The sequence below is a fragment of the Embleya sp. NPDC020630 genome, from assembly GCF_044334985.1.
Lineage (GTDB): Bacteria > Actinomycetota > Actinomycetes > Streptomycetales > Streptomycetaceae > Embleya.
In genome coordinates this window covers 480,426-500,092 of record NZ_JBIRUB010000002.1, presented here as the reverse complement: position 1 = coordinate 500,092, position 19,667 = coordinate 480,426, and the positions used below count along the sequence as shown (strand labels likewise).

Annotated in this window: 17 protein-coding genes; 6 read left to right on the top strand and 11 right to left on the bottom strand. The window is 70.5% G+C overall.

What is annotated here, in order from left to right; genetic code table 11:
* Positions 1 to 192: 192 nt before the first annotated feature.
* Positions 193 to 1,077, bottom strand: a complete 885-nt coding sequence (locus ACH4XV_RS08425; protein ID WP_395787709.1) for a PadR family transcriptional regulator — start codon at positions 1,075 to 1,077, stop codon at positions 193 to 195.
* Positions 1,074 to 1,940, bottom strand: coding sequence for a DUF4097 family beta strand repeat-containing protein (locus tag ACH4XV_RS08420; RefSeq protein ID WP_395787707.1), 867 nt, complete (start codon positions 1,938 to 1,940; stop codon positions 1,074 to 1,076). The genes ACH4XV_RS08425 and ACH4XV_RS08420 overlap by 4 nt, the downstream gene beginning before the upstream one ends.
* 203 nt (positions 1,941 to 2,143) lie before the next feature.
* Between ACH4XV_RS08420 and ACH4XV_RS08415 the strand changes: the two genes are divergently transcribed.
* Positions 2,144 to 3,031, top strand: coding sequence for a DUF4184 family protein (locus tag ACH4XV_RS08415; RefSeq protein ID WP_395787705.1), 888 nt, complete (start codon positions 2,144 to 2,146; stop codon positions 3,029 to 3,031).
* 9 nt (positions 3,032 to 3,040) lie between these two features.
* Here the strand turns inward: ACH4XV_RS08415 and ACH4XV_RS08410 are convergent, their stop codons facing one another.
* The 4 genes from ACH4XV_RS08410 to ACH4XV_RS08395 form a co-directional block, all read right to left on the bottom strand.
* Positions 3,041 to 3,223 (bottom strand): DUF6104 family protein, encoded by a 183-nt coding sequence (locus ACH4XV_RS08410; protein ID WP_078979233.1) that lies wholly within the window; start codon positions 3,221 to 3,223, stop codon positions 3,041 to 3,043.
* 111 nt (positions 3,224 to 3,334) lie between these two features.
* Positions 3,335 to 7,168 (bottom strand): multifunctional oxoglutarate decarboxylase/oxoglutarate dehydrogenase thiamine pyrophosphate-binding subunit/dihydrolipoyllysine-residue succinyltransferase subunit, encoded by a 3,834-nt coding sequence (locus tag ACH4XV_RS08405; protein WP_395787703.1) that lies wholly within the window; start codon positions 7,166 to 7,168, stop codon positions 3,335 to 3,337.
* Between the two features lie 239 nt (positions 7,169 to 7,407).
* The gene (locus tag ACH4XV_RS08400; RefSeq protein ID WP_395787701.1) at positions 7,408 to 8,445 is read right to left on the bottom strand and encodes an ATP-binding protein; all 1,038 of its coding nucleotides are present in this window, start codon (positions 8,443 to 8,445) and stop codon (positions 7,408 to 7,410) included.
* A gap of 20 nt (positions 8,446 to 8,465) precedes the next feature.
* The gene (locus ACH4XV_RS08395) at positions 8,466 to 9,176 is read right to left on the bottom strand and encodes a response regulator transcription factor (RefSeq protein WP_078975482.1); all 711 of its coding nucleotides are present in this window, start codon (positions 9,174 to 9,176) and stop codon (positions 8,466 to 8,468) included.
* Positions 9,177 to 9,491: 315 nt separating this feature from the next.
* Here ACH4XV_RS08395 and ACH4XV_RS08390 point away from each other — a divergent pair, with 315 nt between their 5' ends.
* On the top strand, positions 9,492 to 10,385 hold the full coding sequence (locus tag ACH4XV_RS08390; protein WP_395787699.1) for a phosphatase PAP2 family protein: 894 nt from the start codon (positions 9,492 to 9,494) through the stop codon (positions 10,383 to 10,385).
* A 175-nt stretch (positions 10,386 to 10,560) separates the two neighbouring features.
* On the opposite strand, the gene ACH4XV_RS08385 is transcribed toward ACH4XV_RS08390, so the two are convergent.
* From ACH4XV_RS08385 to ACH4XV_RS08370, 4 genes are all read right to left on the bottom strand, one after another.
* On the bottom strand, positions 10,561 to 10,734 hold the full coding sequence (locus ACH4XV_RS08385; RefSeq protein ID WP_395787697.1) for a hypothetical protein: 174 nt from the start codon (positions 10,732 to 10,734) through the stop codon (positions 10,561 to 10,563).
* A 630-nt stretch (positions 10,735 to 11,364) separates the two neighbouring features.
* The gene (locus ACH4XV_RS08380) at positions 11,365 to 12,963 is read right to left on the bottom strand and encodes an ABC transporter substrate-binding protein (RefSeq protein WP_395787695.1); all 1,599 of its coding nucleotides are present in this window, start codon (positions 12,961 to 12,963) and stop codon (positions 11,365 to 11,367) included.
* A gap of 79 nt (positions 12,964 to 13,042) precedes the next feature.
* A complete protein-coding gene (locus ACH4XV_RS08375) occupies positions 13,043 to 14,005 on the bottom strand; it encodes a zinc-binding dehydrogenase (protein WP_395787693.1) in 963 nt (320 codons plus the stop codon).
* A gap of 145 nt (positions 14,006 to 14,150) precedes the next feature.
* Positions 14,151 to 15,314 carry an NADP-dependent malic enzyme gene (locus ACH4XV_RS08370; RefSeq protein ID WP_395788650.1) on the bottom strand — a complete coding sequence of 388 codons (1,164 nt, stop codon included), beginning with the start codon at positions 15,312 to 15,314 and terminating at the stop codon, positions 14,151 to 14,153.
* Positions 15,315 to 15,691: 377 nt separating this feature from the next.
* Here ACH4XV_RS08370 and ACH4XV_RS08365 point away from each other — a divergent pair, with 377 nt between their 5' ends.
* The 3 genes from ACH4XV_RS08365 to ACH4XV_RS08355 all read left to right on the top strand — a co-directional run bounded on the left by ACH4XV_RS08365 (position 15,692) and on the right by ACH4XV_RS08355 (position 17,937).
* Complete coding sequence (locus ACH4XV_RS08365) at positions 15,692 to 16,258, top strand: CGNR zinc finger domain-containing protein (protein ID WP_395787691.1); 567 nt, start codon at positions 15,692 to 15,694, stop codon at positions 16,256 to 16,258.
* 258 nt (positions 16,259 to 16,516) lie between these two features.
* Positions 16,517 to 16,960: an anti-sigma regulatory factor gene (locus ACH4XV_RS08360; RefSeq protein ID WP_379994809.1), complete on the top strand. Its 444-nt coding sequence runs from the start codon at positions 16,517 to 16,519 to the stop codon at positions 16,958 to 16,960.
* Between the two features lie 92 nt (positions 16,961 to 17,052).
* Complete coding sequence (locus ACH4XV_RS08355; protein ID WP_395788648.1) at positions 17,053 to 17,937, top strand: RNA polymerase sigma factor SigF; 885 nt, start codon at positions 17,053 to 17,055, stop codon at positions 17,935 to 17,937.
* 109 nt (positions 17,938 to 18,046) lie between these two features.
* Here the strand turns inward: ACH4XV_RS08355 and ACH4XV_RS08350 are convergent, their stop codons facing one another.
* Entirely contained in the window at positions 18,047 to 18,481 is a 435-nt protein-coding gene (locus ACH4XV_RS08350) for a hypothetical protein (RefSeq protein ID WP_379994807.1), read from the bottom strand.
* Between the two features lie 73 nt (positions 18,482 to 18,554).
* Between ACH4XV_RS08350 and ACH4XV_RS08345 the strand changes: the two genes are divergently transcribed.
* Positions 18,555 to 19,484 (top strand): diacylglycerol/lipid kinase family protein, encoded by a 930-nt coding sequence (locus ACH4XV_RS08345; protein WP_395787689.1) that lies wholly within the window; start codon positions 18,555 to 18,557, stop codon positions 19,482 to 19,484.
* The last annotated feature ends 183 nt before the right edge of the window (positions 19,485 to 19,667 follow it).

Genomic DNA, 19,667 nt, shown 5'->3' with positions numbered 1-19,667 from the left:
CATGCCCCTCGACGCTCCGCCGAAAGCCGCCGCACGCGCGTCCTGCGCCGAACGGCCGATCGAGGCCCGCCCTTGCGGGTTCGATGCCACCTGGTGGGTGTTGGGTTTGCCGGGAGTGTCGGGCGGGCCGGCCCGTGGGTGTGTCCGGGCGGGCCGGCCCGTGGTTGTGCGTGTGGCGCGGAATCGGGTCGTCTACTCGATGGGGGCTTCGGGGTCTTTGTGCGGCTTGTCGGAGGGGGGTTGAGGGTCGAAGACCTTTTTCAGGTCCTTGATCGCCGTCTTGATGATGTCGCGGGCTTCGGTCAGTTGGTCCTGGGTTACGCCGGCTCGGTGGGCCCAGGGGGTTACCTCTGTACGGATGGAGTCGATGATCGACTCCAGGTCCAGGGACTCCTGGTCACGGGTAGGGCGGTCGGTTTCCTTGGACCAGGCGTCGGTGGCTCGGGCTCGGGCGGAGGTGGGCTCCGGGTCGGTGCCGAAGCGGCGGCGGAGTTCGCGTTCCAGGTCGAACAGGCCGGGTTTGGCGGCCAGGTCGACCAGGTTGTGGGCCAGGCCCTCGGCGAGGTCGGCCATGCGCTGGGAGAACATCGGTTCCCAGGAGCGGCGGCCGGCCCTGGGGGAGTCGGACCAGTCGTCGGTGTCCGGGTCCTCGGCCGCCGCCTCCGGTTCGACGGCGGGGCGCGGGGACTTGCGGACCTCGCGGGCCGCGCGGCCCAGTTCCTCCCGCAGGTTTTGCGCCGACGTGCGCACCTCGTCCCGGATCTCCCGGGCCCGCTCGTAGACCGACTCGCGGATCTGCGCCTCCAGCTGGGTCAACTCCTCCTGGCGGGCCGCCAGTTCGGCGCGGCCGGCGTCGGTGATCCGGTAGACCTTCCGGCCGCCCTCGACGTCGTGCTCGACCAGCCCCTCCTGCTCCAGCTTGGCCAGGCGCGGGTAGACGGTGCCCGCGGAGGGCGAGTAGAGGCCCAGGAAGCGGTCGTGGAGCAGGCGGATGACCTCGTAGCCGTGACGGGGGCTCTCGTCGAGCAGCTTCAGCAGGTAGAGCCGTAGCCGGCCGTGGCCGAAGACGGGGTTCATGCGCTCACCTTTCCCTCCGGCGCGCGGCGCAGCAGCGTCACGTCGCCCGATACCGAGTTGATCCGCAGCCGGCCCGAGCCCTCGCCGAGCTTGCCCGTCACGTGGCTCGCGCCGAATTTGGCGCTCGTGGTCAGCTCGTCGAAGACCGAGTCGACGGAGCCGGCCGCGGTGCGCACGTCCACGCGCATGTCGCCGCGGTGCGGCAGGCGCACGGTCAACTCGCCGGATACCGTGGTCAGTTGCACGTGGCTGCGGCCGACCTCGTCCAGGTCCAGGGTCATCGAGCCGGAGACCGAGTTGGCCCGCACCCGGCCGCCGGTGCCCTCGATCACGGTGAGCGAGCCGGCCACCGTCACCACCCCGAGGTCGCCGGCCAGCGATTCGGCGTCGACCGATCCGGAGATCGTGTTCGCGTCGACCGTACCGGTCAGCCCGACCAGGGTCACGTCGCCGCCGATGCTGCGCACCGTGGTGGTGCCGTGCATCCCGGACACGGTCGCGTGCGCGGACACCACGCCGATCTCGACCGTGCAGTCCCACGGCACGGCCAGCGAGACCTCGGCGTGCCGCCGACCGAGCGCGCGCCCCTCGGTCACGAACGCGCGCAGGTCGGAGCGTTTGCCGGCGTTCTGGAACCGGTCCATCAGGTGCTTGGCCGTCAGGTCCGGGTAGGAGACGACGAGTTCGCCGCTCACCTCGTCGTGGGTCACCTGCAGCGGTGGACCCTCGACGGCGTGCACCTCCAGGCGCGGTGGGCCGTCGGTGCCCACGACGTCGACCAGCCCGCCGATGGTGCGCACTCGCAGCACCCGCACGGTGTCGAGTGTGAGGTCTTGCGGTCCCTCGATCATCCATCGGGACATGGACCCTCCCTTGGGGTCGGTGTGCCGGACGCGATGCGCCGGACGCGATATATCGCGAAGCTCTGCTACTCACGATATATCGCGTGTCCCGGAGGTCAAGGGAACCATCCGGTCTGCTTTCGGCGTTCTTCGATGCCGACGGACCTTGCCCCGCCGCGCGGCCCGCGCGCGGCGGGCCCGCATCGCACTCGGGGGCGCCACGCATGCCATTCACGCTCAGCCACATCGCCGCGGTATTGCCGCTGCAGGGGGCGACCCGCACCGGCACCACGGTCGGCGCCGGGGCGGGTCGACACGGCCCGCTGATCGCCTCGGCGCTCGCCTTCGGCGCGATGGCACCGGACGTGATCCTGTTCGTGAACCTGGACTTCCTGCCGATGCGCGCCGACCGCCGAGCCACCCACGAGGTGTGGCCCGGGGTGCTGGGCCTGGACATCGTGCTCACCGCGCTGCTCGTGCTCGCGTTCCACCTGCTTGCGCGGCCACTGCTCGTACTGCTTCCGGACCGGATCCGGGCGGCCCTGGAGGAGCCGCTGCGCCCGCGCGTGCCGGGCCGGTGGTACGCCGCCGCGCGGGCCCGACGGCCTTTCCTGCGGGAAATGCTCGGGGTGTGCGCGTGGTTCGTGGTCTCCGCCGTGCTGGGCGGGCTCTCACACCTGGCCTGGGACGCCTGGACGCACCACGACGACCCGGGGGTGGCACACGTACTGCCCGAGCTGCGCCGGGAGTTCCTGGGCCTGCGGCCGGGATACGTGCTGCTCCAGCACATCAGCACGGTGGTCGGGCTCGTCGCCTGCTCGGTGTGGACGTGGCGGTGGATCGGCCGCCTGCCGCAACGCCCCGTCACGGGCCCCCGCATGCCCGTGGCGGGGCGCTGGGCGGTGCTGGGCGCCCTGGTGCTGGTCGGTGCGATCGGGGCGGCCAGGGCGCTGCTGCCGTTCCCCGACGGGCGGGTACCGGCCTTCGAGGTGCTCGGGTTCGACGCCGCGACCGGATTCGGCCGCGGCTTCGCCGTCGGACTGGTGCTCTACGCCCTCGGCTGGGCCGCGTGGCACACCCGCGCGCCGCGCCGCGCCGACACCGGGACCTGACCGAGCCCGCTACTCGTCGTCGTCCTCGTCGTCCAGCCGCGCCAGCCAGGTCGCCAACCGCTCGACGGGCGTCTCGAACTCGGGGTTGAGGTCCACGAACGTGCGCAGCTGCTCGGCGAGCCAGGCCAGGGACACCTCCTCCTCGCCGCGCCGCTTCTCCAGCTCCTCGATGCCACGGTCCGTGAAGTACATGCTCTCCGACTCCGATATGTGTGCGAGATCCACCGCCGAACGCGGCTCCGCCCCGGCGCGCATCGTACGTGCGCCGGGGCGGAGCCGGTGAATCGACCTACGAGCCGTGGATCAGCTCATCGCTTCCTCGACCAGACCCTGCTGCTCGGCCTCGTGCCGCTTGGCCGAACCGACCGCCGGCGACGAGGACGACGGACGCGCGATCCGCCGCGGCGCCGGGAGGCCGTACTCGACCAGGTTGAGCGCGATGAACGGCCACGCGCCCTGGTTGGTCGGCTCCTCCTGGGCCCAGACCAGCTCAAGGTCCTTGCCGTAGCGGTCGAGGCCGTAGCGCTCCAGCTCCGCCTTCAGCTCGGCCACCGGCAGCGGGTAGAGCCGCTCCACGCGGACCAGCGCGACGTCGTCGCGGCCCGCCTTGGCCCGGCCCGCGGCCAGGTCGTAGTGGAACTTGCCGGAGGACATGACCACGCGCTTGACCTTGGCCGGGTCCACCGTGGTGTCCCCGATCACCGGCCGGAACTGCCCGGTGGTGAACTCCTCGATCTTCGACGCGGCGGCCTTCAGGCGCAGCATCGACTTCGGGGTGAACACCACGAGCGGCTTGTGGTGCGGGTTGAGCGCCTGCCAGCGCAACAGGTGGAAGTAGTTGCTCGGCAGGGTCGGCGCGGCCACCGTCATGTTGTTCTGCGCGCACATCTGCAGGTAGCGCTCGATGCGCGCGGACGAGTGGTCCGGGCCCTGGCCCTCGTAGCCGTGCGGAAGCAGCAGGACCACACCGGAGTGCTGGTGCCACTTCTGCTCGGCGGAGGAGATGAACTCGTCCATGATCGACTGCGCGCCGTTGGCGAAGTCGCCGAACTGCGCCTCCCACAACACCAGCGACTGCGGCCGGGCAAGCGAGTAGCCGTACTCGAAGCCCATCGCGGCGAACTCGCTGAGCAGCGAGTCGTACACGGTGAACTTGGCCTGGTCCTCGGACAGGTGCGCGAGCGGGGTGTACTCGGCGCCCGAGGTGCGGTCCACCAGGACCGAGTGCCGCTGGCCGAAGGTGCCGCGCCGGCTGTCCTGACCGGCGAGCCGCACCGGGCGACCCTCCATCAGGAGCGAACCGAACGCCAGCGTCTCGCCCATCGCCCAGTCGATCGTGCCGTCCTCGACCATCGCCGCCCGACGCTGCAACTGCGGCTGCAGGCGCGGGTGTACGGCGAAGTCCTCGGGCAGCGAGACCTGCGACTCGACGATCCGCTTGACCGTCTCGTGCGCGATGCCGGTCGGGTCGATCCGCGGGAAGGCGATGTCGGCCGCGGGGGCGGCCGGGGCCACCTGCGGGGCCTGCGGCGCGGTGGCCTGCCGGACCTCGGAGAAGACCTTCTCCAGCTGGTCCTGGTAGTCCTTGAGCGCCTGCTCGGCCTCCTCCACCGTGATGTCGCCACGACCGATCAGGGCCTCGGTGTAGAGCTTGCGCACCGAACGCTTCTTGTCGATCAGGTCGTACATCAGCGGCTGGGTGAACGACGGGTTGTCGGCCTCGTTGTGACCCCGGCGCCGGTAGCAGATGAGGTCGATCACCACGTCCTTGTGGAACGTCTGCCGGTACTCGAACGCGAGCTGCGCGATCCGCACGCACTGCTCGGGGTCGTCACCGTTGACGTGGAAGATCGGCGCCTCGATCATCCGCGCGACGTCGGTCGCGTAGATGGACGAGCGGGACGCGGCCGGGGAGGCGGTGAAGCCGACCTGGTTGTTGATCACCACGTGGATCGTGCCGCCGGTGCGGTAGCCGCGCAGCTGCGACATGTTGAGCGTCTCGGCGACCACGCCCTGACCCGCGAACGCGGCGTCGCCGTGCAGCAGGAGCGGCAGGACCGGGAAGTCGGCGCCCTCCATGTCGATGATGTCCTGCTTGGCGCGCACGACGCCCTCCAGGACCGGGTCGACCGCCTCCAGGTGCGAGGGGTTCGCCACCAGGGAGACCTTGACCTGGGCGCCGTCCTCGGAAGAGAACGTGCCCTCGGCGCCGAGGTGGTACTTGACGTCGCCCGAGCCGTGCATCGACTTGGGGTCGATGTTGCCCTCGAACTCGCGGAAGACCTGCGCGTACGACTTGCCGACGATGTTGGTCAGCACGTTCAGCCGGCCGCGGTGCGCCATGCCGATCGCGACCTCGTCCAGGCCGTCCTCGGCCGCCGCCGAGATGATCGCGTCGAGCAGCGGGATGGTGGTCTCGCCGCCCTCCAGGGAGAAGCGCTTCTGGCCGACGTACTTGGTGGCCAGGAAGGTCTCGAACGCCTCCGCCGCATTCAGCCGGCGCAGGATGCGCAGCTGGTCCTCGCGGTCCGGCTTGGCGTGCGGCACCTCCACCCGCTCCTGGATCCAGCGGCGCTGGTCCGGGTCCTGGATGTGCATGTATTCGATGCCGACGGTGCGGCAGTAGGTGTCCCGCAGCACGCCCAGCACGTCGCGCAGCGTCATCAGCGACTGCCCCGCGAAGCCGCCGACCGCGAACTCGCGCTCCAGGTCCCACAACGTCAGCCCGTGCTCGACCACGTCGAGGTCCGGGTGCCGGCGCTGCTTGTACTCCAGCGGGTCGGTGTCGGCCATCAGGTGGCCGCGGACCCGGTAGGAGTGGATCAGCTCCTGCACACGTGCCGTCTTGTTGACGTCGTCCTCGTGTGTCGCGGAGATGTCCTGCACCCAGCGCACGGGTTCGTACGGGATGCGCAGCGAACGGAAGATCTCCTCGAAGAAGCAGTCCTCGCCGAGCAGCAGCTGGTTCATCCGACGCAGGAACTCGCCCGACTGGGCGCCCTGGATGATGCGGTGGTCGTAGGTGCTGGTCAGCGTGAGTGTCTTGCTGACCGCGAGGCGGGAGAGGGTGTCCGCGGACGCCCCCGCGAACTCCGCCGGGTAGTCCATCGCGCCCACGCCGACGATCGTGCCCTGACCGGGCATCAGGCGCGGCACCGAGTGCACGGTGCCGATGCCGCCCGGGTTGGTCAGCGAGATCGTCACTCCGGCGAAGTCGTCCACCGTGAGCTTGTTCGACCGGGCCCGCCGGACGATGTCCTCGTACGCCTGCCAGAAGGCGAAGAAGTCCATCTCGTCGGCCTTCTTGATGGCCGCCACCACGAGCTGGCGGTCACCGTTGGCCTTCGTCAGGTCGATCGCGAGACCGAGGTTGACGTGGGCCGGCTTGACCAGGAAGGGCTTGCCGTCACGCTCTTCGTACGCGTGGTTCATCGACGGCATGGACTTCGCCGCCTGGACCAGCGCGTAGCCGATGAGGTGGGTGAACGAGACCTTGCCACCGCGAGCACGCTTGAGGTGGTTGTTGATCACGATCCGGTTGTCGATCAGCAGCTTGGCCGGTACGGCCCGCACGCTGGTCGCGGTCGGAATAGTGAGCGACGAGTCCATGTTGATCGCGACACGTGCCGCCGGGCCCTTGAGCTGGACGGCCTCGGGGGACGCGGTGGGCTGCTTCGGCGCGGCGGGCGCCTTGGCGACCGGCGGCTTGGCCGGCGCCGCGGGGGCGGCCTTCGCGGGGGCGGCCTTCGCGGGCGCGGGCTGGGCCGGAGTGCCGGCCGGGATCGGAGTCGGCGAAGGCGCCGCGTCCTGTACACCGGTCGTCATCATCGGGTGGCTCGGGGCCGGGGCCGGAGTCGTCGTCCCCGTCGCGGTCGACGAAATCGCCGCCGACACCGGGGGTTGCGCCGTGCTCGGCGCGGGGATGCTTCCAGAGTTGTTCGTGGTACCGCTCACTGGTGTGGGGCCGCTCGGGCTTGCCACGGTGGCTTGACCGGCGGACGTCGACGGCGTCGACGACTCGCTGGGCTTGTAATCGGCGAAGAAGTCCCACCAAGCACGATCCACCGAGTTGGGATCTTGCAAATATTGCTGGTAAATCTCGTCGACGAGCCACTCGTTGGGGCCGAAGCTGGCCATCGGGTTGCTAGGGGACTGTGACGACACGGCGGCAACCGCCCTCTTCCGCTTCCTGGGGTGGTGGACAGCGGGAAACAAGGCTACGCCCTTTGACCGGTGTCGCGCAGGCCCCTCGGCCTCCGCGTCGCGTAGATCACAAACGGTTGACTGTTTAGTCGCGTTTGTTGCTTCCCGCCGTATTGGTGGTCACGGAACGTCATGTCGGGATCGTCCCGTGCAGTTAGTGGCCGATCACCCGATTACGTCGGGTCACCGGGCAGGAGCACTCGGATTCGGCACCCATGGCTCGATTCGGCTACGGAAATATCACCCCCATGCAGATCCACGGCCCAGCGGGCGATCGCCAGCCCGAGTCCGGTTCCCCCGTCGGTGGACGAACTTCCGCCGCCGCGGGTGAAACGTTCGAACACCCGGCCGCGCTCGGCGGACGGAATTCCCGGACCCTCGTCCAGGACCTCCAGGCGCAGGCTGCCGATGCCGTCGTCGCGTCGTGCGTGCAGACTCACCGTGCCACCGAACGGGCTGTGCCGGCAGGCGTTGGCCACCAGATTGGTAACAACCTGATGCAGCCGCTCGGGGTCGGCCCGTGCGGTCAGCTCCACCGGCTGGACGTCGACCTCGAAGCGAACGTCGCCGCCCAGCGCCCCGGTCTCCTGGGTGAGCGCGACCAGGAAGGGCCGTACGGCGAATTCGCGCGCCTGGAGCGGGACCGCCCCCGAATCCAGTCGGGAAAGGTCGAGAAGTTGTGACACGAGTCGGCCCAATCGCGCGGTCTGGGTGAGCGCGAGGCCCAGCGTGTCGGGATCGGGTTTCTGCACGCCGTCCACGAGGTTCTCCAGCACCGCGTGCAGGGCGGAGATGGGCGTGCGCAACTCGTGCGAGACGTTGGCGACCAGCTCACGGCGGTGTCGGTCCACCGCCTCCAGGTCGGCCGCCATGTGGTTGAACGCGCCGGCGAGCCGGCCCACCTCGTCGCGCGAGGTCGCGCGTACCCGGCGCGAGTAGTCGCCGCGCGCCATCGCCTGCGCGGCGGCGGTCATTTCGCGCAGCGGCGAGGTCATCCCGTGCGCGAGCACGAGGGTGACCGCCAGGCAGGCCAGCGAGGTGAACACGAGCATGTACCGAAACCGCACCTCGGCCCGCAGCCCCAGGATGATCAGCAGCGTCGAGACGAAGACGGACGCGATCACCAGCACGCCCAGCTTGGCCTTGATCGAGCGCAATCGATCCAGCGGCCGCAGGTTGCCGCGGCCGAGCCGCAGGCGGCGCGACCGCACGGGGCGGAGGTCGGCGGTGTTCAGGACGGTGCCTCCAGCGCGTAGCCCACACCGTGGACGGTGCGGATCCACTCGGCGCCGAGTTTACGGCGCAACGCCTTCACATGGCTGTCCACTGTGCGCGTCCCGGACGCGTCCACCCAGTCCCACACCTCGGCCAACAACTGCTCGCGCGAGAGCACCGCCCGTGGTCGTGAGGCGAGGCAGACCAGCAGGTCGAACTCGGTCGGGGTCAGGTGCACCTCGTCGACGCCGAGCCGGACCCGGCGCTGGGTGCGGTCGATCCGCAGCACGCCCAACTGGAGCGCGGCCTCGGGGGAGACCGCCCGGGCCGCCGCCTCGGCCCGCTCCAGCCGGCGCAGCAGCACGTGCACCCGGGCCACCAGCTCGCGCATCGAGAACGGTTTGGTCATGTAGTCGTCGGCGCCCACCGCCAGGCCGACGAGCAGATCGGTCTCGTCGTCACGCGCGGTCAGCATCAGCACCGGCAGCCCCGGGTGCAGCGCCTGGAGCCGGCGACACACCTCCAGGCCGTCGAGGCCGGGCAACATCACGTCGAGCACGACCAGATCGGGACGGGTGCCGGCGGCCGTGGTCAGCGCCGAGGGGCCGTCGGGCGCGGTGATCGCGCCGAACCCCTCCGCCCGGAGCCGGGCGGCCACCGCGTCGGCGATCATGGGCTCGTCCTCGACCACGAGTACGAGCCGCTTTTCCCCCGTCGCGTCGGTCATACCCGCAGCCTACGTACCGTCGGCGGGCGGTGTGCGCGAGTTGGCCAGGCTCGCCCGAACCGGGGAGACCCCCTACGACGTCCAGAGGAGAAGGGGCCGGGACAAGGTACCGAGGTACCCCCCGCGAGCCGGCCCCGATTGGTACTTCAGGGGGAGGATCGGTCTAACCTGATCCGTCTACCCTGGCTGAAGCGTTGCCGCCGGACAACGCACCCCTCGATCCGCCGCGCGGATCCGGGGAGTGGTCCACGACCCGGGTGGTGACGGATCCGATCGAATCGGCCGACCGACGGCTCAACCGACAGCTTGGGGGACGTGGTGAAGGGCAACGTCACGGAGGATCCCTCCCACGAGGTCGAGGGGCGCGAGCAGTCGCCGCCGACCACGCAGGCGGGGTCGGTGACGAAGGCCGGCGGGGCGGCGACGGTTCCGGACGAGGCGGCCGCGGCCAAGGCCCGCCGGATGCGCACGATCAAGGACGCGGCCCGCGAGCTGCTGCTGGTCGCGCTGCTGTTCGGGGTGTACAAGCTCGGTCGCGGGCTGGCCTCGGGCGAGACGTCCACCGCCTTCTCGAACGCGAAGCAGCTGCTGACCATGCAGCAGGACCTGCGACTGCCCGACGAGGCGTCGATCCAGCACTGGTTCATGCAGTCGCACGCGGCCATCACGTTCTGCAACAAGTACTACGCCTACGTGCACTTCCCGGCGACCGTCGGGTTCCTGCTGTGGTTGTGGATCCGCCATCGCGAGCACTACAAGTGGGTGCGCAACATCCTGGCGATGATGACCGGCGCCGCGCTGATCATCCACATCCTGGTGCCACTGGCGCCGCCGCGGAAGATGCCGGGCTTCACCGACACGGGGATGGACGCGGGCGACTCGCCGTACGCCGGCGCCGGCGCCAAGATCGCCAACCAGTTCGCCGCGATGCCGTCGCTGCATGTGGGCTGGGCGGTGGTGGTCGCGCTCGGGGTGGCCTCGGTCTGGCGCGCGGCCGGAACCGGTCGCAAGATCGCGAGCTGGGCGATGTGGCTGCATCCGGCGATCACGCTGCTCGTGGTCGTGGTGACCGCGAACCACTACTGGATGGACGCCGTGGTCGCGGTGCTGCTGATGATCTTCGCGATGGCCGTACTGCCCGGGCCGGATCGTGAACCGCGGCGCGAAAAAACGCCGCGCGCGATCCCGGCGCCGCGGATAGCCCGCTAGCAAGATCGCCCCCGCTCCGGCGGGGGCTTTTTTGCGTTCCCTTGACCAATCTTTCGGCGGTGTCCGCGTCGGGTAGTGGCACCGGGCCAAGGGCGCGCCTTCCGGCTCATGGCGCGCGAGCGTGCGACCCGGATACGCGCCAATGGCAGGAACGTCAGCACTTCCGCGCATGCGACTACGGGCACGCGCGAGCCGCATAGGGCAAGACGAAGCCCCGCCACCCGTCGGAGGTGGTGACGGAGCTTCGAGGGGCGAGCGTCAGACCGTGCGCGGTGTCGACAACAGGGCCGAAGCTCGCGCCGAGCTGATCGAGTCGGGCATCGACCCCGCCCGGATCGGTGTCGATCATGTGCGGTCCGTCGGCCGGCAGCCCTGCCCGGTGTCACACCGACGCCGGACACGCTGTGCGGACGCTGCGGAACCGATCGCGCCGCCGTACGGCCGGACGGCTCGCTCGCTCTGTGTGTTCTCTCGCGGTTCATGCCCGTGCTCACCGTTCGGGATCGGCCGCTCGCGGAAATCGTGGGCGGACCCGAGTGGTGCGCCGCCGTGGCCCGAATCCCGGCCCGCGCCGACGTGGCGTGTCAGCCCGACGACACGAACGACTGTGACCCCTCTGGCACGGAATCGTGCACGCCCTCTTACTGCACCCCCGATGGTCTCGACAACTGGTAGCAGTTCCCGTGATTTGGCAGCAGCGGGCGCAACGACTTGCCGTGGTCCGGCACCATCGGCTGAAACACGCGAAGCCCCACCCGAACCACGTGGCCACGGGCGGGGCTTCGGCATTGCGTGGGCCGGCCCGGCCCGTCGACCTCGGCGTCCTGGTCGCGCTTGACGTACGTCCCGCGAAGCGCCCAACAAAAAGCAACGCCGCCGACACGACCCCGACGCCCGCCCACGTCCCGATCCCGGCCCTGCTCCGCGCACCACGCCACTCCAGCGCCCCACCGCCCCGGGCCGCCCCGCCCCGAAGCCCCTACCCCCGGCGATGCAGCCGCGCCAGCGACAACCGCCCCGCCGCCAGCGCGCGCGTGTTCACCGACTCGACCCGCCCCGTCCGCCCCACCACGACCTTCGGATACACCGGAGGAAGCACCACCGCGTCCCGCGCGACGATCTCGCCCGCCACCCGCGTGAGCCGCGCCCGCCGCGCGTTGTCCGGCGTCGCCCCCGCCTCCTCGACCAGCCGATCCAGCTCCGGGTTCACATACCCCGTGCTCTCGCCCCCGGTCGACACCGCCGGCGCCAACGCCGCGAAGCCCGTGCGCCCCACCGCGTACCCCGACCCGCGCCGGTCCACCAGCGCAGCGTCGAAGTCACCGACCCGCCGCCGCGCCGCCCACGTCGCCGCGTCCACCTGCTCGACCACGACGGTGAACCCGACCCGGTTCCACCCCTCGGCCAACACCCGTGCCACCTCCGGCAGTTCCCCGGCATCCCCGACCACCGCCAGCAGCGTGAACCGCACACCGTCCCGCGGCAACGGCACCGGCGCCTCGCCCAACATCGCGGTGACCCGCTCCGGCTCCACCGTCGGCCCCGCCGTCGCGCTCGGACTCGGCTTCGGCGACGCGGTCGGGCTGACCCCCCGCCCGTACGGGGTGTACTCCGGGTCCCACCCCTCGTTGCCCGGACCCAGCGGCCCCTGCCCGATCACCGCGTCGCCCCGGTACACGTCCCGCAGCACCCGGGTGCGATCCATCCCGAACCCCAGCGCCCGCCGCACCGCGACGTCGTCGAACGGCGGCCGGCGCAGGTTCGGCAGCACCACCAGGTCGGCCGGCCCGCTCGCGGTCTGCACGTACGTGTCGTCCGCCTTGCGCAACCGCCGCGCCTGATCGGGCGTCGGGTGCGGGTACACCGCGAGCCGGTGCGCCTTCAGATCGGCCACCGGATCGGCCGAGGCGCGGAACTCCCACGCGTCCGCCGGCGCGGCCTCGTCCCGATACCCGGCGTCCCGGCGCAACACGACCGCACCGCCGTCCGCGCTCGCCAGCCGGAACGGCCCGGTGCCCACCAGCGCCCGAGGATCCCCCAGGCTCGCCTGATGCGGGATCGGCAGACAGGCCAGGAACGCCCGCAGCGCCCCGAACGCACGCGGCAGCTCGATCCGCACCGTCCGCGCGTCCGGCGCCTCGATCGCCCCGAACCGCCCCGCCAGCCACGGGGCCCAGTCCCCCGCCGTCGCCGGATCGTTCACCCGACGCAGACACGCCGCCACATGCTCGGCGGTGAACGGATCCCCGTTGTGGAAGCGCACATCCGCCCGCAGCCGCACGGTCCAGCTCAACCCGTCCGGCGCGATCAGCGGATCGGCCGCGGCCAGCACCGGCCCGATCGTGGTGTCGTCCCGGTAGGTGTACAGCGCCTCGACCACCGGGTCGGCGATCCACCGGGTCGCCTCGGCCGTCGAGTGCACCGGATTGAGCACGTCGGGCAGCCGCGGCAGGCCCACCACGAGCGTGCCCCCCGACCGCGACTCGCGCCCGCCACAGCCGGCGAGCAGGCCCGCGGACACCGCGACCACCCCCGTACCGGCCCCCAGGGCAAGCACACGGCGACGGGACAACGGCATCCGAAGGTCCTTCCGAAACAACCCAAGCAACCAACTACCGGCAACCGGCAACCGGCAACCAACAGCCGAATCAACCGAATCAAACAGCGAAAACGATCTTCCCGAACAACTCGCCCTCCGCCAACCGCCGAAACCCCTCCACCGCCTCGCGCAACGGCAGCACCGAGTCGATCACCGGCCGCACCCCACCATGCGCGCACAGCCGAAGCAGCCCCGCGAGTTCGTCCTTGTCGCCCATCGTCGAACCGACCACGCGCAGTTCGTTGAAGAAGATCCGGGTCAACTCCGCGGCCGGCGGCCGGTCGCCCGAGGTGGCGCCGGAGATCACGATCGTGCCGCCCGGCTTCAGGCTCTTGATCGAGTGCGACCAGGTGGCCGCGCCGACCGTCTCCATCACCGCGTCCACCCGCTCGGGCAACCGCGCGCCCGAGGCGAACGCCGCGTCCGCGCCCAGCTCCACCGCCCGCGCGCCCTTGGCCTCGTCCCGACTGGTCACCCACACGCGGTACCCGGCCGCCTTCCCGAGCACCACCAGCGCGGTGGCCACCCCGCCGCCGGCGCCCTGGACCAGGATCGTGCCGCCCGGCCGCACTCCCGAGTTGGTGAACAACATCCGATACGCCGTCAGCCACGCCGTGGGCAGGCAACACGCCTGCTCGAAGCTCAGTTCGGCCGGCTTGGGCAGCAGGTTCCAGCGCGGTACGGCGACCTTCTCGGCGAAGGTGCCGTCGTAGCGCTCGGTCAGGATCGACCGGGGCTCGTCCGTCCCGAGCCCGCCGATCACCGAGTGCACGACGACCTCGTTGCCGTCCTCGTCGATCCCGGCCGCGTCACAGCCCAGGATCATCGGCAGCTGCTTCTCGGTGATGCCCACGCCCTTGAGGGACCACAGGTCGTGGTGGTTCAGCGAGGCGGCCTTGACCGTGACGGTCGTCCATCCCGGCGGCAGTGCCCCGTCCGCGCCGGGCTCGGGTCGTTCCCCGAGCCGGAGACCGGACAGCGGGTCCTGGGCATCGATGCGCACGGCACTCACGGCAAACATGCAGGCACCCTACTGACGCCGGCGACGAGCCGAGGGGCCCACCCGCCCGGGTGGGCCCCTCGGCTCTCGGCAGCCGTGGCCGCGCGTCGATCGTCGAACGGTCGGCGAGGAGCCGTCGGACGATCACCGATCCACGGACCGCGGCTCAGATGCGCGCCACACCGTCCCGGCGCGCGGCCTCGGCCACCGCCTTGGTCACCGCCGGCGCGACCCGCTCGTCGAACGGCGACGGAATCACCCGGTCGGGCGCCAGCTCGTCGGCGACGACCGCGGCCAGCGCCTCGGCGGCGGCCACCTTCATCCCCTCGGTGATCCGCTTGGCGCGCACCGACAGCGCGCCGGCGAACACACCCGGGAAGGCCAGGACGTTGTTGATCTGGTTCGGGTAGTCGCTGCGCCCGGTGGCGACCACGGCCGCGTACTTGTGCGCGAGGTCCGGGTCGATCTCCGGGTTCGGGTTGGCCATAGCGAAGATGATCGCCTCGGGCGCCATCGTCGCCACGACCTCCTCGGCCACCTTGCCCGCGGAGACCCCGAGGAAGACGTCGGCGCCCTTCATCGCGACCTCGATGCCGCCGCGCAGCCCGGCCTTGTTGGTCAGTTCGGCGATCATCCGCTTGATCGGCGTCAGGTCGTCGCGTCCCTCGTGCACGATGCCCCGGCTGTCCACCACGCACAGGTCGCCGATGCCCGCCTCGATCAGGATCTTGGCGATCGCGATGCCCGCCGCGCCCGCGCCCGAGATGACCGCGCGCAGGTCGCCGAGGCCGCGCCCGGTCACCGTGGCCGCGTTGCGCAGCGCGGCCAGCGCGACGATCGCGGTGCCGTGCTGGTCGTCGTGGAAGACCGGGATGGACACCCGCTCCTGGAGCCGGCGCTCGACCTCGAAGCAGCGCGGGGCGCTGATGTCCTCCAGGTTGATCCCGCCGAACGAGGGCGCGAGCCGGGCGATGGTGTCCACCAGTTCGTCCACGTCGGTGCAGTCGAGCGCGATCGGCACCGCGTCGACGCCGCCGAACTGCTTGAACAGGATCGCCTTGCCCTCCATCACCGGCAGGGAGGCGGCCGGGCCGATGTCGCCCAGGCCGAGCACGGCGGTGCCGTCGGTGACGACCGCGACCGTGTTGGACACCCACGTGTAGTCGTGGACCAGCTCCGGGTTCTCCGCGATGGCCGTGCAGACACGTGCCACACCGGGCGTGTAGGCCAGGGACAGGTCGTCGCGGTTGCGCACCGGGACGGTCGAGCGAACTTCCATTTTCCCGCCCCGGTGCAGGGCGAAGACCGGATCGAGTTCGTCCGTCGCCATGCTGTCCGTCGGGATGATCTCCGCTGCCACAGTGACCCCTCTTATCGACTTCATCGACATTGCTCAGTGGAAGTGCAGCTCTCGGAGCGCGAGCGCCGGCTGCCTACCTCAGCGGCATCGGCGCTTCGTGCAGCGCACATGATCCGGCTGAGGGTACGGGGGTCACCCGTGACGCCGATTTTGGCACACCCCCCGAACGGGGGTACGCCGGGGCGATGAACCGATTACCACCTTTTTGTGATGGACCGTCAGACCCTGGTGCACCCGGCCCAGACGCTAGTGCCACGGGCGGTACGCTGACAGTAACCGCCGCCACATCCGTCGGGTCGTTCCGGGCGAATCGCGCGCCGAATCGTCCGCGCGAGGAAGGGCAGCCGTTGGACCTCTCCGCGTATGCCGAGCACGCGGTCCGCCTGGTCAACACCGAACAGCCGGCCCGCGGCGAGGATCTGCTGCGCTCCCCCGACGACGTGCCCGCGCTGATCGCACCCGTTCGGCGGATCCCGTCCCGGGTGACCGACGGTGACGTGGCCCGGCTGCGTTCGGTCCGCACCCGCCTGCGCGCGGTCTTCACGGCCGCCGCGGCCGGACGCGAGGCGGACGCGGTGGCGACGCTGAACGGACTGCTCGCCGAATTCCCCGTACATCCGCGTCTGACCGGCCACGACGCCAGTCCGTGGCATCTACACCTGGCGGGCGACGCGGTCGGCGCGGCCGAGGGCTTCGCCGCCATCGCCGGCATGGGCCTGGCCGTGCAGTTGACTACGCACGGTATCGACCGACTCGGCGTCTGCCAGGCCCTCCCGTGCCGGAACGTGTTCCTGGACATGTCCGCAAATCGCTCCCGCCGGCACTGTTCGGACCGCTGCACCTCGCGCGCCAACGTGGCCCTGTACCGGGCCAGACGCCGGGCCCGGGAGCCGCAGCCCGACCGACATACCTGACATTTGCGGGTTGGCGCGCCGTCGACTGTGGGACATGTACATGGACGGCTTGATCTCCCGGTGCGAAATTACCGAAGTCGGGTACACTACGTACTCGTCAAATCACATATCGTGACGTAGCGTCGGGTGGACGGCTCCCCGGTCGTTCCCGCCCACGTTCGCGCATCGATGACGACAGTTGTCGGCCGGCGCGGTAGCGTCGCTGGGGTTCCCCGACATCGGTGGTGACCGCCTCCGGCGGCCACCCACAGCAGCACCTTGGAGGTGAGGGTGTCCCAGCGATCCGCACACACCGCGGACGAAGCCGGCACCGGGCAGCGTGACTTCGTCGAGGTCCGACTGCCTGCCGAAGGTGCCTATCTCTCCGTCCTGCGCACCGCCACGGCGGGCCTCGCGGCCCGCCTCGACTTCACCCTGGACGAGATCGAGGATCTGCGCATCGCGGTGGACGAGGCGTGCGCGATGTTGCTCGATCAGGCGGTGGCCGGCGGGATCCTCTCCTGCGTGTTCAACCTGGTGGGCGACGCGTTGCACGTGACCGTGTCCGCGCCGACCACCGACGGTCGAACACCCGCGCGCGACACGTTCGCCTGGACCGTCCTGTCGGCGCTGGCCGGCGAGGTGGACGCCACGGTGAGTGACGACAAGGTGGTCGCCATCAGCCTGCACAAGAAGCGCGGTGGCGGGCCGGAGCAGACGTGAGCAGTGGTGTTGAAGGCGCGGCCAACGAACCGCAGCCGAGCGCGGCCTCACCCGACGAGGCCGCCGGGCGCGGCCGAGGGGAGGGTGAGGGCATGGTGAGCGACGCGAGTATGACGATGGACGGTGGCGTCGAGGCGGCGGGGTCGGCGCAGCCTGCCGGAGCCGCCGGGCCCACGGGTCCCGCGGTGCCGAATCGGCGGCGGGCCGGTTCCGAACGCCACGCCCACGACCGCGAGGTCGCGCGGGGGTTGTTCGCGCGGTTGGCGGAGCTGGAATCGGATCCGCCGGCCCGGGCCGCGGTGCGCGATCGACTGGTGGAGATGCATCTGCCGCTGGTCGAGCACCTCGCCCGCCGGTTCCGCAATCGCGGCGAGCCGCTCGACGACCTGATCCAGGTGGCCACCATCGGCCTGATCAAGTCGGTGGACCGGTTCGACTCGGATCGTGGGGTCGAGTTCTCGACCTACGCGACGCCGACCATCGTCGGCGAGATCAAGCGGCACTTCCGGGACAAGGGCTGGGCGGTACGGGTGCCGCGCCGACTCCAGGAGCTGCGGCTCGCGCTGACCTCGGCCACCGCCGAGTTGTCCCAGCGCAACGGCAGGTCCCCCACGGTCGCCGAACTCGCCGTGCAGTTGGGGATCTCCGAGGAGGAGGTGCTCGAAGGCCTCGAATCGGCCAACGCCTACAGCACGCTGTCGCTGGACGTGCCGGACACCGACGACGATTCGCCGGCCGTCGCCGACACGTTGGGCGCCGAGGACGACGCGCTGGAGGGGGTCGAGTATCGCGAGTCGCTCAAGCCGCTCCTGGAGCAGTTGCCGCCGCGGGAGAAGAAGATCCTGCTGCTTCGCTTCTTCGGCAACATGACCCAGTCCCAGATCGCGCAGGAGGTCGGCATCTCCCAGATGCACGTCTCGCGGCTGTTGGCGCGCACGCTCGCGCAGTTGCGCGAGCGCCTGCTGGTCGAGGAGTAGCACCGGAGCGGGACCGGTTACACCGGGTGCGCGCGGGCGTGGAAGTGCGGCGGCCCCGGACCGATGTCGGTCCGGGGCCGCCCGCTTCGTCGAGCCGGTGTCCGCGCGCTCAGGCCCGCCGGGCCTGGTGCCGCGTTTCGAGGGCCTTGTACATCCCGGGGGTGGCGAGCGTGCCGATGGTGGCCGCGCCCACGATCATCGTCAGGATCCCGATCGCCATCTGATCCGCCTTGATCAGATACCAACCCATGCCGACCACGATCAGATTGGCGGTGATCGCCGGCGATCGGCTCCAGCGCCGGCCGCGCACCATGCCGACGAAGGCGGCGACTATCCCGGCGGCGAGGATCAGCAGGTAGATGCCGATCGCCACGCCCTCCGACGAGTTGGTCGGATGGCCGAACTCGCTGCGGAAGGTCAGGTAGAGGGCGTAGCCGAGGAGCGCGAACGCCTCGACACCGACCACCGCGGTACAGATGCGCCAGGTGAGCGGGAGGGCCCCGGCGGGGTCCGGCTGGTCCTGGGCGGAAGGGCTCTCGGTCACCCCAAGACTGTAACCTCGGGCCGGTGTGCTCCGGGCCGGGGGCGTCCTACCCGCCGGTAGATACCCTGTCGTCATGCGTGCCCTTCTCGTCGTGAACCCCAAGGCCACGACCACCAGTGAGCGGACCCGCGACGTGCTGGCACACGCGCTCGGCGGCGACCTCAAGCTCGACGTGGTGAGCACCGAGCACCGCGGCCATGCCGCGGAGCTGGCCCGACAGGCGGCCGACGACGGCATCGACCTGGTGATCGCGCTCGGCGGCGACGGCACGGTCAACGAGGTGGCCAACGGACTCCTGGCGGCGGGGCCGGCCCCCTCGCTGCCGGCGGTGGCGGTGGTCCCGGGCGGCAGTACCAACGTCTTCGCCCGCTCGCTCGGACTGCCCAACGACCCGGTCGAGGCGACCGGCCTGCTGCTCGACGCGCTGCGCGCGGGTCGTAGTCGGGAGATCGGCCTGGGCCTGGCCGACGAGCGCTGGTTCCTGTTCTGCGCCGGGCTCGGCTTCGACGCCGATGTGGTCGGACGGGTGGAGCACCGCCGGGCCGGCGGCCGGCGGGCCACCCCCGGGTTGTACGTACGCTCCGCGATGCACCACTTCCTCGGCGGTCGGGACGCCCGCAGGAACGGGCCGCTCACGCTGGAGGTCCCGGGCATGGACCCGATCGGGGGAATCTGCCTCGGCATAGTCCAGAACACGGTCCCGTGGACGTTTTTGCGCGATCGGCCGCTGAATCCCTGTCCGCAAGCGTCATATGACACCGGATTGGACCTCTTCGCGCTCACCCGGATGACAACACTGCCCACATTGCGCCATCTGGCCCAGATGCTGGGCTCCACGGGTAATGCTCCACACGGACGTCACGTCGTGTCCCTGCACGACTGCGATGCGTTCACTCTTCGGGCTGAAGAACCTGTTTCCCTTCAGGTCGATGGGGACCATCTGGGAGAACATCGGAGTGTGACCTTCAGGGGGGTTCCCCGTGCACTGCGTGTGATTGTGTGAGTGGAAGGGCCTTTTGGCCTTTCACTCGAACGCGAATACCCCGTTCATCCCTTCGATGTAGTGGTGTGACCTAGTCGACACCGATGATTTAAAAAATCCTGGCCCAAGGGGGTTGTATCGGCGGCCGAGGTTTGTAAGGCTCTACGAGGCGGCAGGGACGTGGCCGAAAGGTCATCTTCACCG